This is a genomic window from Micromonospora sp. NPDC005237 (genome assembly GCF_040607775.1).
Lineage (GTDB): Bacteria > Actinomycetota > Actinomycetes > Mycobacteriales > Micromonosporaceae > Micromonospora.
In genome coordinates this window covers 51,690-65,540 of record NZ_JBEXHJ010000002.1, presented here as the reverse complement: position 1 = coordinate 65,540, position 13,851 = coordinate 51,690, and the positions used below count along the sequence as shown (strand labels likewise).

The 13,851-nt window shown below is 73.3% G+C and carries 14 protein-coding genes; 3 read left to right on the top strand and 11 right to left on the bottom strand.

Going from position 1 to position 13,851, the window contains the following annotated elements:
• Positions 1–61: 61 nt before the first annotated feature.
• Positions 62–814, bottom strand: a complete 753-nt coding sequence (locus tag ABZT87_RS05190; protein ID WP_355134576.1) for a flavin reductase family protein — start codon at positions 812–814, stop codon at positions 62–64.
• Positions 815–1,276: 462 nt separating this feature from the next.
• Between ABZT87_RS05190 and ABZT87_RS05185 the strand changes: the two genes are divergently transcribed.
• Together ABZT87_RS05185 and ABZT87_RS05180 are read left to right on the top strand one after the other, a co-directional pair.
• Positions 1,277–2,062 carry a helix-turn-helix transcriptional regulator gene (locus ABZT87_RS05185; protein WP_355134574.1) on the top strand — a complete coding sequence of 262 codons (786 nt, stop codon included), beginning with the start codon at positions 1,277–1,279 and terminating at the stop codon, positions 2,060–2,062.
• Positions 2,059–2,274 carry a DUF397 domain-containing protein gene (locus tag ABZT87_RS05180; protein WP_355133795.1) on the top strand — a complete coding sequence of 72 codons (216 nt, stop codon included), beginning with the start codon at positions 2,059–2,061 and terminating at the stop codon, positions 2,272–2,274. The genes ABZT87_RS05185 and ABZT87_RS05180 overlap by 4 nt, the downstream gene beginning before the upstream one ends.
• On the opposite strand, the gene ABZT87_RS05175 is transcribed toward ABZT87_RS05180, so the two are convergent.
• The 5 genes from ABZT87_RS05175 to ABZT87_RS05155 all read right to left on the bottom strand — a co-directional run bounded on the left by ABZT87_RS05175 (position 2,271) and on the right by ABZT87_RS05155 (position 8,374).
• Complete coding sequence (locus ABZT87_RS05175) at positions 2,271–3,974, bottom strand: ABC transporter permease (RefSeq protein WP_355133793.1); 1,704 nt, start codon at positions 3,972–3,974, stop codon at positions 2,271–2,273. The two genes, ABZT87_RS05180 and ABZT87_RS05175, sit on opposite strands and share 4 nt — an antisense overlap.
• Positions 3,959–4,723 (bottom strand): ABC transporter ATP-binding protein, encoded by a 765-nt coding sequence (locus ABZT87_RS05170; protein ID WP_266247300.1) that lies wholly within the window; start codon positions 4,721–4,723, stop codon positions 3,959–3,961. Before ABZT87_RS05170 ends, ABZT87_RS05175 begins: the two co-directional genes overlap by 16 nt.
• Positions 4,724–4,930: 207 nt before the next feature.
• Positions 4,931–6,571 (bottom strand): cation acetate symporter, encoded by a 1,641-nt coding sequence (locus tag ABZT87_RS05165; protein WP_355133791.1) that lies wholly within the window; start codon positions 6,569–6,571, stop codon positions 4,931–4,933.
• A gap of 1 nt (position 6,572) precedes the next feature.
• A complete protein-coding gene (locus ABZT87_RS05160) occupies positions 6,573–6,986 on the bottom strand; it encodes a hypothetical protein (RefSeq protein ID WP_354857349.1) in 414 nt (137 codons plus the stop codon).
• A gap of 44 nt (positions 6,987–7,030) precedes the next feature.
• Positions 7,031–8,374: a DUF4173 domain-containing protein gene (locus ABZT87_RS05155; RefSeq protein WP_355133789.1), complete on the bottom strand. Its 1,344-nt coding sequence runs from the start codon at positions 8,372–8,374 to the stop codon at positions 7,031–7,033.
• 37 nt (positions 8,375–8,411) lie between these two features.
• On the opposite strand from ABZT87_RS05155, the gene ABZT87_RS05150 reads away from it, so the two are divergent.
• Positions 8,412–9,074: a hypothetical protein gene (locus tag ABZT87_RS05150; RefSeq protein ID WP_355133787.1), complete on the top strand. Its 663-nt coding sequence runs from the start codon at positions 8,412–8,414 to the stop codon at positions 9,072–9,074.
• A gap of 118 nt (positions 9,075–9,192) precedes the next feature.
• Here ABZT87_RS05150 and ABZT87_RS05145 read toward each other — a convergent pair whose 3' ends face one another.
• From ABZT87_RS05145 to ABZT87_RS05125, 5 genes are all read right to left on the bottom strand, one after another.
• Positions 9,193–10,269: a HAMP domain-containing sensor histidine kinase gene (locus ABZT87_RS05145; protein WP_355133785.1), complete on the bottom strand. Its 1,077-nt coding sequence runs from the start codon at positions 10,267–10,269 to the stop codon at positions 9,193–9,195.
• Positions 10,266–10,943 (bottom strand): response regulator transcription factor, encoded by a 678-nt coding sequence (locus ABZT87_RS05140; RefSeq protein WP_355063457.1) that lies wholly within the window; start codon positions 10,941–10,943, stop codon positions 10,266–10,268. The genes ABZT87_RS05145 and ABZT87_RS05140 overlap by 4 nt, the downstream gene beginning before the upstream one ends.
• 172 nt (positions 10,944–11,115) lie before the next feature.
• Positions 11,116–11,778 (bottom strand): DUF5701 family protein, encoded by a 663-nt coding sequence (locus tag ABZT87_RS05135; RefSeq protein ID WP_355063459.1) that lies wholly within the window; start codon positions 11,776–11,778, stop codon positions 11,116–11,118.
• Between the two features lie 65 nt (positions 11,779–11,843).
• Complete coding sequence (locus ABZT87_RS05130; RefSeq protein ID WP_053651534.1) at positions 11,844–12,602, bottom strand: LytTR family DNA-binding domain-containing protein; 759 nt, start codon at positions 12,600–12,602, stop codon at positions 11,844–11,846.
• Positions 12,599–13,825: a histidine kinase gene (locus tag ABZT87_RS05125; protein ID WP_355133783.1), complete on the bottom strand. Its 1,227-nt coding sequence runs from the start codon at positions 13,823–13,825 to the stop codon at positions 12,599–12,601. Before ABZT87_RS05125 ends, ABZT87_RS05130 begins: the two co-directional genes overlap by 4 nt.
• Positions 13,826–13,851 lie beyond the last annotated feature (26 nt).

The following is a 13,851-nucleotide window of genomic DNA, read 5'->3' as shown; positions in this document are numbered from 1 at the left end:
TGGCTGCGCCGAGTGACCCAGGTCACTCCGGTGACCGGTCGGTCCGGACGGGCCGCCCAGGTCAGCCCGGCAGCTCGTGGTAGCGCCCCCGGTAGTGCAGCAGCGGCGTGGCCTCCTCGGCCAGGTCGACCACCTCGATGGTGGCCTCCACCAGCAGACCCCAGCCGTACTCCCGGGCGGTGTCCAGGCGGCAGCCCACCCAGCCGCCGGCGTCGGTCGGCACCGGCCCGTAGGGCGTCTCGGTCCACGTGCCGGTGGCGAACAGCCCACCCGGGGCGGGAAAGAGGCCGGCGAACCGGTCGGCGAGCTGGCGGTGCGCCGGGCCGAGCGGCGCGACCGCGAACCGGCCCGCCTCCTCGACAGCGGCCCAGAGGTCGGACTCCGCGTCGATTAACCCGAGCAGCCGGTCCGGCTCCCCCTCGGCGACCAGGGTGGACGAGACGGTCAGGCCCGCCGGGCCGGGCGCCGTCCAGAGGGTCACCGGCGCGGCGAGCCGACCCCGCAGCCGGCGGACCGGCGACCGCTGCCCGGTCGGCACCGCGAACGGGTCGGTGTGGTGGATCTCGGCACCCGGCTCATGATTCACGTGAAACATTGTGCCGCCCCGGCCCCGCGCCCAGCCCAGGAAGCGCTCGTGCAGGTCGGCGGGTCGCCCGTTGAGCCGGGCCAGCTGATCGCCCGCCTCCACCATCAGCGTGCCCAGGTAGACCAGCAGCGCGGTGCGGTCGTGCCGGTAGTCGGCGAGCAGCGCCAGCCGCGCCGGCTGGCACGGCCAGAGCGCGCCGCAGCCCCGACACCGCCACAGCGGGCGCATCGGCACGTGCGGCCGGCTCACCGCAATCCTCCGTTCGCCAGCACCGGCAGCACCCGCCGGCCTTCGCGCGCTCTGGGCGGAGGACGGCTCGCTGTGGTGTCCGGCGTCCGGGCGCGACATGCCGCGCCCCGGCCCGCGCCGTCCCGGGCGCCGCCCGTCGGCCGCGCGCCCGCCGGTGGCCGACCCGGCACGGCCGTCGACACCACGGCCTTCCTCCTGAGGTACGACCACCGCGCCCCGTTCCCACCGAGGACTGACCCGATCATGAGCGATCCCCTCCCAGTCGACGAGGGCCGCCCCGATCGGGGGATGACCGGGGCGGCCCGACGCAGGACCGACCGCCGGGACGTCGCCTCCACCGGCCGGGCCGCGCGTCCTCCACCCTGGACTCCCGGCCTCGGGCGGGGGAGGATTCCAGGGCTTACTACGCAGCGCAGCCGCGTACTTACCGGGAAGGTAAGGATGAACATCGAGATGTGGGTACGGGCGTTGAAGGCCGCCCGGGCGGGTGCAGAGGTCTCCCAAGAGGCACTGGCGACCGTGATCAGGTGGAGTCCGTCCACGGTGGCCGCCATCGAGACCGGCCGACGCCGGCCGACCATGGAGTTCGCGGTCGCCGCGGACGACGCTCTCGCCACCGGCGGCCTCCTCGCCGAACTCCTCAGGGCCGCCGACCGACAGAGGCTGCCGAGTTGGTTCGTTCCGTGGCGACACCACGAGGAGGAGGCGATCCGGCTGTGTGAATTCGAGCCGTGCCTGATTCCTGGCCTGCTCCAGACCGAGGACTATGCCCGCGCGGTGATTTCGGCCGGTGGCCTGAACCCGGTCAACGTGGTGAACGACCTGGTCGCGGTCCGGTTGGATCGGCAGCAGTTGTGGCAGCGCGCAGAGCCGCCCCAGTGCGTGTTTGTCCTGGACGAGATCGCCCTACGACGCCCGGTGGGTGGGCCGGCGGCACTGGACGCTCAGCTCGGTCGCCTGTTGGAACTCGCCGTCCTGCCCAGCGTCAGGTTGCACGTGGTGCCGCTCGATATCGGGGCGCACGTCGGCCTGACCGGTGGATTTCTGCTCGCTGAACTGCCCGATGGAGAACGGGTCACCTACGTGGAGGACGTCGCTCGTGGACACGTCATTGACGACCCGGACGTCGTTCGTCTGATTGGTCGGAAATGGGATAGCCTGCTCGGCGAGGCGCTGTCCGCTGGCGCTTCGCTGGATCTGATCCGGAAGCTGAAGGTGACGCCATGACCGTTGCTCAACCGCTTTGGCGGACGTCGACCAGATCCGGCGACACCGGTGGTGCCTGCGTCGAGGTGGCGGACAATCTGCCCGGTGTCGTGCTGGTCCGGGACAGCAAGGATCGCTCCGGTCCGACGCTCACCTTCGCTCCGGCCGCCTGGCGTGGCTTCGTCGCCCAGGCCGCCCAGAGCGCCCACGGCACCGGTCGAAACGCCGGTTAACGACGCGGGGTGACCGTGGCCAGCAGTTCCGGCTGACGGCGGTCCAGCACGTCACCGGCCAGGTACGCGCCCAGCAGCGCCGCCCCCAGCCCGTACGCCGCGCCGACCGGGAGGGCCAGCCAGAGCCAGGCGTCGCCGAGCAGCGCGGCGGCCACCACCATCGGCACCGCGACCACCGCCGTGGTGATCATGGACAGCAGGGTGAGCAGGCCCTTCGCCACGCCCGCGCCACTGTTCATCGCGAACGGGTTGCTCGTCTCCGGCAGCGCGTACGCCGCGAGCACCGACACGAAACTGTTCACCGCCAACCCGACACCGTAGGTGGCGGCCAGGCTGCCGACCATCAGCCCGATCCATGCCGGTCGAGCGAGCAGCGCCGACAGCACCACCGCGACGACCGCCAGCATCGGCAGGACGTACAGCGAGAACGCGGTCATCCGCGCGCGCAGCTCGACCCGGCCGGGCACGCCGGCCACGACGTTCGCCGCGTACGCGTTGCCGTCGAAGCCGAACTGGTTGGCCAGGGTGACCGACGCGAGCACGCCGACGAAGAGCAGCGAGATGGTGACCACGACCGGCGAGCTGTCGCTGGTGGCCGCCGTGAACCCCGCGCCGTCCTCGGCCGCGAAGTCCCCGCCCGTGACATTGATCAACACGGGTACGAAGATGCCGACCACCGCGATCGTGATCAGGCTGGCCCGGCGACGGGCGTCCCGCCACCAGTAACGGGCCTCCCGGGCGACCAGCGCGCCGAACCGGTCTCGTCGGGCCCAGCCCGCGGCCCGGGGAAACAGTTGGGCGACCGCCCCACCGGTGACGCCGCGCTGCGCGGGGGCCTTGCCGGTGCTCGCCGTGCCCACCATCGCCGACTCCAGCGAGCGGGACCACCAGGCCAGCAGGGCGACAATCGCCGCCACCGTGATCAGCAGCTTGAGCGGGGCGGCCCACACCCGTCCCTGCGCCACGTCGATGCCGGCGGTCCAGGGGGCCCCGAACGGCGTCCACCCGAGCACCGTCGCGGCACCGGTCAGCCGGGTCCAGTCCGTCTCGCGCAGCGCCGCCAGGCCGACGACCTGCAACGGCCCGAGCAGCGCGGCGGCCACCGCCAGCAGCACGGCCGCCAGATCCCGCACCCGGCGGGACCGCAACATACTGGCGAATGCGCTGGTCACCGCCCGGCTGGCGGCCACGCAGAGCAACAACCCGGCGAGTACGCCGACCAGGGCCACCAGGCCGGCGGACCAGCCGCCCAACGCCCACGCGGTCAGCACCAACCCCAGCACGGCGACCGACATCGCCAGCACCGGCACGCTGACCAGCGCGGCGGCGAACAGGCCGGTGACCAGCGTGCGGCGCGGCAGCGGCAGCAGCGCGAACCGGGCCGGGTCCAGGGTCTCGTCCACGCCGAAGAAGACCAGGGGCAGCAGCAGCCAACCGAGCACCAGCAGGCCACCGCCGGCGGCCGCGACCAGCACCGCGTACCGGCCGTTGCCGGCCAGGCCCGGCGCGGCGAAGAGGAAGAAGGCGCTGGCCGCGAACCACAGCCCGACCAGCGCGCCACCGATGAACAGCGCGATCCGCCAGCCCTGACCCCGGAAGTTGTTGCCCATCACCCGCAGCTTGAGCCGCACGAAGTGCCGGGCGGAGACCGTCCGCGCCGGACCGGCGGGCGCGGCGGCGACGTTCACCGGGAGAGCCATGACAGCTCGTCACCGGTCGCGGTGCGCCCGCCGACCACCTCGACGAAGACCTGCTCCAGCGACCGGCCGCCGCGGACGTCAGCGATCGTGCCGACCCGCTTGATGGCCCCCTGGGCGAGGATCGCCACGTGCGAGCACAGCCGCTCGACGACCTCCATCACGTGACTGGAGAAGATCACCGTGCCACCGCCGGCCGCGTACCGGGTGAGGATGTCGCGGATCAGCGCCGCCGACACCGGGTCGACCGCCTCGAACGGCTCGTCCAGCACCAGCACCCGGGGGCCGTGCAGCAGCGCGCAGGCCAGACCGATCTTCTTCTTCATGCCCGCCGAGTAGTCCACCACCAGCGTCCGGCCGGCGTCGCCGAGCGCCAGCACGTCGAGCAGCTCGGCGGCCCGCTGGTCGACCACGGCCGGGTCCATCCCCCGCAGCAGTCCGTGGTACGCCAGCAGCTCCGCACCGGTCAGCCGGTCGAACAGCCGTACCCCGTCGGGCATCACGCCGAGCAGCCGCTTGGCCGCGACCGGATCGCGCCAGACGTCCTGGCCGAGCACCCACGCCGAACCGGCGTCCGGCCGCAACAGCCCGACCGCCATCGACAGGGTGGTGGTCTTGCCGGCGCCGTTCGGGCCGAGCAGACCGTAGAAGGAGCCGGCCGGTACGTCCAGATCGACGCCCGCCACCGCGATCGTGCCGTCGAACCGCTTCGCCAGGCCACGCAGCGCGAGCGCGGGGTGCTCACCAGTCATGGAGCGAACGTTATCCGCCGACCGCCAGTTCCGTCCTCCGGCGGCGGACGGACCCGCGATCATCCCCGAGGCGGAGTTCGTAGCCTTCCAGCGCCGCCTCCCCGCCCCGGTGAGCATGGCCGTCGCCATATCGCCGATGTGAGGCTCTGCAGACGTCCGGATGGCCCCACCTCGCCGATCTGGAGTGGATCAACTAGGCGCGCTGCCTCATAGGCGCAACGCTTCGGGAGTGTGCAGGCGCAGCATGGTGGCGGCGACGTCGGCCGGCGCCCGTCGGCGGGTCGCCATGGACACCGCGACCATCACGGTGAACGCCAGCGGCACCGTCCAGGCGGCCGGCTGCGCGGTGAGCGTGGCGGGCCAGCCCGACAGCGGCGGGCCGAGCACGGTGACCAGCACCGCCCCGATCGCCGCCCCGCCGCCGGCCAGCACACCGGCGGCGGCGCCCAGGTCGGTCAGCCCTCGCCACCAGATGCCGAGCACCAGCAGCGGGCAGAAGCTCGACGCGGCGACCGCGAAGGCCAATCCGACCACCTGGGACACGTCCAGCCCGGAGACGTGCAGGGCCAGCGCCGTCGGCACACCCCCGGCGATGATGGTGGCCAGCCGGAAGCCGCGCACCGAGCCCCGGCCGAGCACGTCCGTCGAGATCACCCCGGCGACGCTGGTCAGCAGCCCCGACGAGGTGGAGAGGAAAGCCGCGAACGCTCCCGCCGCGACCAGCGCGGCGAGCAGCCGCCCGACCAGCCCGTCACCGAGGGCCGCGCCGGGCAGCAACACCACCACTGCGTCGGTCTGCCCGCTGACGAGCAGGTGCGGTGTGTAGATCCGGCCCAGCACCCCGTACAGGGTGGGCAGCAGGTAGAAGGCGCCGACCAGGGCCAGGACCACAAGCGTCGTCCGCCGCGCCGCCGCGCCGTCGGGGTTGGTGTAGAAACGGACCAGCACATGCGGCAGGCCCATCGTGCCGAGGAACGTGGCCAGGATCAGGGAGTACGTCCCGAACAGGCCCCGGTCGTCGTCACCGGCGGCGCTGGGCAGCAACCAGTCCCCCGCGTCGGTGGCCACCCCGGACACCTCCGGCACCGGGTCACCGGCGGCGAAGGACAGCTCGTCGCCGGGGCGTACCTCTCGGATGTCGCCGTCGGCCAGGGTGAGGGTCGCGCGGTGCTCGACCACGACTGTGGTCGCGGCCCGGAACGTCGGCCCGTCGGGCGGCGTCACCGCCGGGCGGCCGTCGGCCTGCCACTGCAACGCCAGGAAGATCACCGGTACGGCGAGAGCGGTCAACTTGAGCCAGTACTGGAACGCCTGGACGAAGGTGATCGCCCGCATTCCGCCGAGCGCCACGTTCGCGGTCACCACGGCGGCTACCAGAAGGGCGCCCACGGGGTACGGGGAGCCGGCCACCGTGGCCAGGGTGAGCCCGGCGCCCTGCAACTGCGGCACCAGGTAGAGCCAACCGATGAAGATCACGAAAGCCGTGGCGAGGATGCGCAGACGACGGGACCCCAGCCGCAGCTCGCAGAAGTCGGGCAGCGTGAACGCGCCGGAGCGGCGCAGCGGCGCGGCCACGAACAGCAGCAGGGCCAGGTAGCCGGCGGCGAACCCGACCGGATACCAGAGGACGTCCACGCCGTACTTGAGGACGAGGCCGGCGATGCCGAGGAAGCTCGCGGCCGACAGGTACTCCCCGCCGATGGCGGCGGCGTTCCAGGTCGGACTGATCGCCCGGGACGCGACCAGGAAGTCGGAAGTGGTCCGCGCCAGCCGCAGCCCGTAGAAGCCGATCCCGACGGTGACCAGCGTGACCGCGACGATGGCCGGAACCACGTAGTCGTTGCCCACGTCAGCGCTCCGGCCGCTGCACCAGGTCGGTGAAGTCCTGCTCGTTGCGCTCGGCCAGCCGCACGTACGCCCAACCCACCGCGATCAGGAACGGGAACGAGACCAAGCCGAGCAGCAGCCAGGGCAGGTTGACGCCGGCCACGGTGGTCCGGCCGAGCGACGGTGCGATGGCGAACAGCCAGGGCAGCCCGCCCAGCCCGATGACGACCACCAGCGACAGCCGCAACGCCAGCGCGAGCTGGGCGCGGACCAGGCCGCGAACCAGCGCCTCGCCGACCTGGGTCTGCTGGGCCAACTCGGCGCGGGTCCGCTCGGAGCGGGTGTCCCGCCGGGTGATGTCGGCCAACACGATCCGGGCCCGCCGGGGCGGCGGTACCGCACCGCCCGACCCCACGTCAGACAGTTGCTCGGCCACCCCGGCAGTCTTGCCCGCCCAGCGCGATTGTCAAGCGTTCGCGCTCACCAGCGCAGCTGAGCGGCACAGTTCGCCGCGCTGCTGGTCACCTGGGTCGCGTCCAGGACGGACCGGGCCCGTTCCCGGCCGAGGTTCGTCGCCCAGAAGCCGTCCTCGGGCAGCTCGAAGGCGATCCCCCGAAGCGCGCACGTCCGCATCGGCTCGGGCAGCCGGGCCAGGGCCGGTACGGCATCGGCCGACAGCCCGGAGAGGTAGGTGAGGTCGAGGCGGCCGGTTTCGAGGTACCTGTCGACGTTCCGGTCCGCGATCAGTCGGTCCGGGTTGACCAGGGCCAACCCCAGCAGCGCCAGCACCGCGGTGCCGATCACCAGTCGGGGCAACCAGTCGGCCCGTAGCCGCGCCACCGCCACGCCGACCAGGACGAAGAGCACTCCGAGCGACAGCTCGACGGTCGCCACGAAGAGCCGCAGCCGGGTGGCGCCGTACGCGTCGGCATAGACCTGCATGCGGTAGAGCGACGAGGCGACGACGACCAGGCTGAGTGCCGTGAGCACACCGAGCAGCACCCGGACCAGCAGCCGGTCGGCACGGGTGGCCTTCGGTGCCCGGCGGGCCGCGACGGCGATCACCAGCAGGGTGAGCGCGGTGACGGCGAGCAGTTGCCAGAACCCGCTTCGGGCGTACTCGGCGTAGGTGAGGCCGGCCGTACGCAACACGTGCCCCGCGCCGCCGAAGAACACGGTCAACTGCACCAGTACGAAGGCGGCGAACAGGGCGTCGAGCAGCACCAGCGGCAGGGCCCACTCCAGCCGGTGCACCGGCCGGCCCGGCTTCGCCCGCAGACTGTCCAGGTCGGGCGGCCGGCTTACCAGGTACGCGCCGCCGAGCAGGCCCAGGCCGATCAGCCCGAGGCGTACCACCCAGCCGACCACACCGCCCGGCGAGATGTCCGGCAGGAGGCCCGCCAGCAGATCGGCGAAGACCGCGTCGGCGGAGGAGAACAGCAGACCGAACAGCGTCAGCAGACCGACCGAGATCGCCAGGCTGGTCACGATCCGCCCGATCCCGGGCCCGGACGAGCGGGTGCGGTGCAGCCCGCGTACCGCCCAGGGGAGCGCTCGGACCGTCGCGGCCGGCGGCAGCGTCACGGCCAGCAGCATCCCGAACGGGGTCCGGCCACCGGTCACCGCGAGCGTCGCGGTCACCGCGGCGGCGAGCAGGCAGAGCACGAAGAGCCAACCGGCGGCCCGGACCGTGCCGACGGCGATCAGCGCGACCGTCGCGGCAGCCCAGGCGGCCTGCGCCGCCCGCCCCGGTGCCCCCGTGGCACCGGGACGGACGGTGGTCGCGGCCGCTGGCGAAGCCGGCGCCGGGGTCGGACCCGGCACGGCGGTTGGACTCGGTGCAGCGGTTGGCGTGGCGGCGGTGGGAGTCGGCGCAGCCGTCGCGGCTGCCGCAGCCGTCGCGGCTGCCGCAGCCGTCGCGGCTGCCGCAGCCGTCGCGGCTGGCGGGGCCGGCGTGGCCGCCGGTGGCCGTGCGGCGCTGGTGGCGGCAGTCGTGCTGGCGTCCGGGGTCGACGCGAGGGTGGTGGCTCCCGCCGTTGCGGCTGGCGTGCCGGCGGAGGTCGACTCGGCGGTGGCCGCAGCGGGCGCAGTGGTCAGCGGCGGTGCCGGCGGTGACCCCGGTGCGCTCGGCGGCGGTCCCGGTCGGGGATCCGGTGCGGGGGACGCGGTGCGTTCGGTCAGGTCGGTCGCGGAAGATGACGTGCCGGACCGGATGACGAATTTGGCGGTGGCGAGCGCGGCGGTGGCCGCCAATGCGGCGACCAGCCAGCCCAATCCGGGCCGGACCACAGTCAGCACCGAGGCGCCGACGACCGCCGCCGCCGTCAACACGCCCAGGAGCAGCGGATGGGCGGTGCCGGTCGGCCCCGGCCAGCACCGCGCGAGCAGCGACGGTGGCCGTGGTCGGACGGGCTGGGCCGGCCAGGGTTGCGGTGGCCAGGGTTGGGGCCGGCCGGCCGTCGGCGGAGGCGTCGGCCCGGGGCCGGCCCAGGCCTGGCCGGGCTGGGAGGCCTGGCCAGGCTGAGCGGGCTGGCCAGGCTGAGCGGGCTGGCCGGGCTGGGAGGCCTGGACGGGCGGGGTGGGCTGCGGTCCGGTCGGTCCGGTCGGTCCGGTGGCCGGTGCGGACGTGCTGCCAGGGCTGGTCATGCGGCCTCTTCTCGGTGTGGCCCGTTGCTCGGGATGGTGACCCGGATGCGGCAACCGGGCTGGGAGTTTCTGGCGGCTCCGGCCGGGTCGAGGACCCCGATCTGACCGCCGTGCAGTTCGACGACCCAGCGGGCGATGGCCAGCCCCAGGCCGGTCCCACCGCCGGCCGCCCGGTCGCCGCGGGTGAACCGCTCGAACACCCGGGAACGCTCGGCCGTCGGAATGCCCTGCCCCTCGTCGCTCACCTCGACGTGGAGTTGGCCGGCGTGTTCCTCGGCGCTCACCCGCACGGTGCCGCCGGGTGGGCTGTGCCGCGCCGCGTTGTCCAGCAGGTTCGCGAACACCTGGTGCAGCCGCCACGGGTCCGCGCGCACGGTCAGCGGCACCGCCAACTCGCGGAGTCGGAAGTCCACGTCGAGCCCCGCTCCGGCGGCGCTGGCGGTGGCGTGCTCCACCGCCTCGTCCAGGAAGTCCCCCACGTCAATGCGGACCCGGCGCAGCGGCACCACCCCGGCGTCGAGACGGGACAGGTCGAGCAGGTCGGCGACGAGGTGGCCGAGCCGTTCGGTCTGGGACAGCGCCGCGCGCAGGGCCGCCGGCTCCGGCTCGGCCACGCCGTCCACCATGTTCTCCAGTACGCCCTGCAACGCGGTGATCGGCGTACGCAGCTCGTGGGAGACGTTGGCGATCAGCTCGCGTCGGCGCTGGTCCGCCGCGTGCAGGTCCTCGGCCATCTTGTTGAACGCCTGGGCCAGCTCACCCACCTCGTCGCGGGAGGTGGCGCGCACCCGACGGGTGTAGTCGCCGCGGGCCATCGCCCCGGCGGCCGCCGTCATCTCGCGCAGCGGCGAGGTCATCCCGTGGGCGAGCACCTGCGAGGTGACCAGCGCGATGCAGATGACGGTGATCGACGTGCCCGGCGGGAGCCAGCCGATGCCGTACCAGAAGTAGCCGATGGCCACCGCCCAGGAGGCGACCAGCAGGACGCCGAGCTTCATCTTGATCGAGCGGACCGGGTCCAGCGGGCGAGGCAGCGCCCGGTCCAGCCAGTCCACCACCCGGTGGTTGGTCACGCGGGCACCTCCAGGGCGTACCCGACGCCGTGCACGGTCCGGATGAGATCGGCGCCGAGCTTGCGCCGCAGGGCCTTGACGTGGCTGTCCACGGTGCGGGTGCCGGTGCCTTCGGCCCAGCCCCACACGTCGGCGAGCAGCCGCTCCCGGGGTAGCACGGTGCGGGGCCGACCGGCGAGGTGGATCAGGAGGTCGAACTCGGTCGGTGTGAGGTGCACGTCCGCGCCGGAGCGCCGAACCCGCCGCTCGGCCTCGTTGATTTCGATGTCGCCGAGCCGGATGGCGGGTGCCGCGGGGGTCGCGGCCCGTTCCATCCGGCGCAGCAGCACGTGTACGCGGGCGGCCAGCTCGCGCATCGAGAACGGCTTGGTGAGGTAGTCGTCCGCGCCGACCGCGAGCCCGACCAGCAAATCGGTCTCGTCGTCGCGGGCGGTGAGCATCAGCACCGGCACCGGCCGGACGGCCTGGATCCGCCGGCACACCTCCAGGCCGTCGAAGCCGGGCAGCATCACGTCGAGGACGACGAGGTCCGGCTGGCCGGTCCGGAACCGCTCGACCGCGCTGGGGCCGTCCGTGGCGATCTCCACGGCGAAACCCTCGGCGCGGAGTCGGGCGGCGACCGACTCGGCGATGGTGCGTTCGTCCTCGACGACCAGGACCCGGCGTTCCTTCATGGGGTCTGACTGTAGGGAGCCACCGTGGAGATCAGTGGGTGGCATTGTGAATAACCTGTGGAGAACGGTTCACCCCTGTGGATAACCCGAGGGTCACGACAGGTGGCCTCGGCGAACGCCCGAGCCTCGTTGTGGACGACCGAGCGAGCCGTCAGGATGGCCCGTGCGCCGGTTACTCCAGGCCGACGCGTACCGGGCGGGCCGAGGCGGAGCCGAGCCAGGTGTGCGGATTGCCGTACCAGCACCAGCCCAGCTTCGGGGCGCCCTGGCTGATCCACAGGGCGGGCACCCGCTTGTCACCGCACCGCGAGCCGACCAGCGAGAAGCACCTGTTGCTGGCCAGCGCCTCCGGATACAGCGTGATGAAGGCGAGCCCCTCGTCGATGGTGAGCGGCAGTCGATCCTGGGCGGTCATGCCCTCCATCGCCGCGGCCGGGGCGAGGTTGCGGAACTCCTCACCACGGTCGACGTCGAAGAGCAGGTACGCCGGCCCGGCGGGCACCTCCAGCTCCTTGATCGGGTCGAAGCGCGGCAGGTCGTCCTCGGCGTAGTGCCGGTCGAGGAAGCCGGGCTTGCGCTTGCCGGCCAGGGTGGTGAGTGCGAGCCGGGGCTCCACCCCGACCAGGTCCCGCGTGACGACCAGCAGGAACGGCACCCGGGCGTCGGTTGGCGCGGGCAGGCCGGCGGCGCCGTCGACCGCGCGGGCCCGCAGCGGCGCGACCAGGTCGCGAAAGGCGCTCTCGGGCATCCCGGCCAGGGCCGGATAGCCCAGTCGCACCAGGTGGTCGAGTTGGCGGTCGAACTCGGTCTCGGCGTCGAACGGAGTCTCGTGCACGGCGGCCTCCCGGTTGTCGTACTGGCTATCGTACAACGTACGGGAGGGCCGGGAGCTTTCCCGCCTCAGCGACTCCAGTCCTGCTTCGCCGCCCTGACCAGCTTGTCCTTCAGCTCCCGGGTGTGCCGCCGGCTCACCGGCAGCTCGGTGGAGTCGACCACCACCACGTACCCGGAGTTCACCAGGCGCAGCTCCGCGATCAACTTCAACTGCACCAGGTACGACCGGTGCACCCGGACGAAACCGGCGTCCGCCCACCGCTCGGCGAGCGTGGCCAGCGAGACCCGCACCAGGTGCGACCCCTCCGCGGTGTGCAGCCGGGCGTAATCGCCCTGCGCCTCCACCCACCGCACCGCCGAGCGCGGCAGCATCCGGGTGGTGCCGGCCAGCTCGATCGGGATGGTCGGGTCCTCCTCGGCCCGGGCCAGCGCCGCCGGATGCGACGGCACCACCCGCGAGCCGATCACCCGGCGCAGCGACTCGGCCAGCCGTTCGGCGCGTACCGGTTTGCGCACGTAGTCCGTGGCGCCCAGGTCGAACGCGTCCACCGCCCCGTCGTCGTACGCGGTCACGAACACGATCGCCGGCGGCCGGGCGAACCGGCGCAGCACCCGGGCCAGCTCCATGCCGTCCAGGCCGGGCATCCGGATGTCCAGGAAGACCACGTCCACGTCACCGTCGCGCAGCAGCCGCAGCGCCTCGGTGGCGTCCCCGGCGGTGTGCAGGCGGGCCACCCGGGGGTCGGCCCGCAGGTGGTACGCCAACTCGTCGAGCGCGGGCGGCTCGTCGTCCACCGCCAGCACCCGCAGGAAGCCGGTGGTCACGAGCCGGCCCGTACGCCCGGGTGGAACTTCGGCACCCGCATGCTCACCCGGGTGCCCGAGCCCAGCCCGGTCTCGACGACCAGACCGAAGCGGTCCCCGAAGACCGACCGCAGTCGCTCGTCGACGTTGGAGAGGCCGACGTGCTGACCCGGGTCGTCCCCCGGGTCGCCGGCGCTGCGGGCCAGCTCGGCGATGCCGGCGGTAAGCGTGGTCGGATCCATTCCCACCCCGTCGTCCTCCACCGTGATGTGGCATTCGGCGCCCGCGTCCCGGGCCTCGATGCTCACCATGCCCGTGCCCGGCTTGCGGGACAACCCGTGCCGGACGGCGTTCTCCACCAGCGGCTGAAGGCAGAGGAACGGGAGCGTCACCGGCAGCACCTCCGGGGCGATCTGCAACCGCACCTGCAACCGGTCCCCGAACCGGGCCCGCTCGATCGTCAGGTACCGGTCGATCGACCGCAGCTCCTCGGCCAGCGTGGTGAACTCGCCGTGCGCCCGGAACGAGTACCTGGTGAACTCCGCGAACTCCAGGATCAACTCCCGGGCCCGCTCCGGGTCGGTGCGGACGAACGAGCCGATCGCGGTCAACGCGTTGTAGATGAAGTGCGGGCTGATCTGCGCCCGCAACGCCCGGACCTCCGCTCTCGCCAGCCGCTCCCGTGACGAGTCCAGCTCGGCCAGGGCGAGCTGGTTGCCCGCCCAGTGCGCCGTCTCCAGGGTGGCCTGGACCAGTCCCGGCGCCGGCACGCCGTCGGCGATCGCCACCAGTGCGCCGACCACCCGGGCGTCCGCCCCGTGCAGGGGCGCGACCACCGCCCCGCGGATGGGGCAGTCGACCCGGTCGCACCGCAGGTCGGACTCCCCGAGCACCGTCGAGCGCCCGGTGGCCACCGAGCGCTGGGCCGCCGCGAGCAGTTGCTCACCGTGGTGTGTGCCGCGCCCGTCGAGGGCGAGCACCTCGTCGGCGTCGGTGAGCGCCAGCCCGACCGCGCCCACCAGGGCCCGCAGATGGCGTACGGCCTTCGTCGCGCCCGCCGCGCTCAGCCCCGCCCGCAGCGGCTCGGCGGCCAGCCCGGCGGTGTGCAGCACCTCGTAGGTGGCCCGTTGGGTGGCGGTGGCGATGCCGCGCCGGGCGCGCAGCCGCAGCACCGCCAGCAGGGCCGCGGTGAGCGCGGTGACCAGCGAGACGACGCCGACGACGGCGGAGAGGTTGCCACCCACGCAGCGATCCTGACGGCTCGCGGCCC

Bases quoted from the DNA above. Each gene is read 5' to 3' on its own strand.
- ABZT87_RS05190 (WP_355134576.1), bottom strand. From the start codon at position 814: ATGCGCCCGCTGTGGCGGTGTCGGGGCTGCGGCGCGCTCTGGCCGTGC.
- ABZT87_RS05185 (WP_355134574.1), top strand. From the start codon at position 1,277: ATGAACATCGAGATGTGGGTACGGGCGTTGAAGGCCGCCCGGGCGGGT.
- ABZT87_RS05180 (WP_355133795.1), top strand. From the start codon at position 2,059: ATGACCGTTGCTCAACCGCTTTGGCGGACGTCGACCAGATCCGGCGAC.
- ABZT87_RS05175 (WP_355133793.1), bottom strand. From the start codon at position 3,974: ATGGCTCTCCCGGTGAACGTCGCCGCCGCGCCCGCCGGTCCGGCGCGG.
- ABZT87_RS05170 (WP_266247300.1), bottom strand. From the start codon at position 4,723: ATGACTGGTGAGCACCCCGCGCTCGCGCTGCGTGGCCTGGCGAAGCGG.
- ABZT87_RS05140 (WP_355063457.1), bottom strand. From the start codon at position 10,943: ATGAAGGAACGCCGGGTCCTGGTCGTCGAGGACGAACGCACCATCGCC.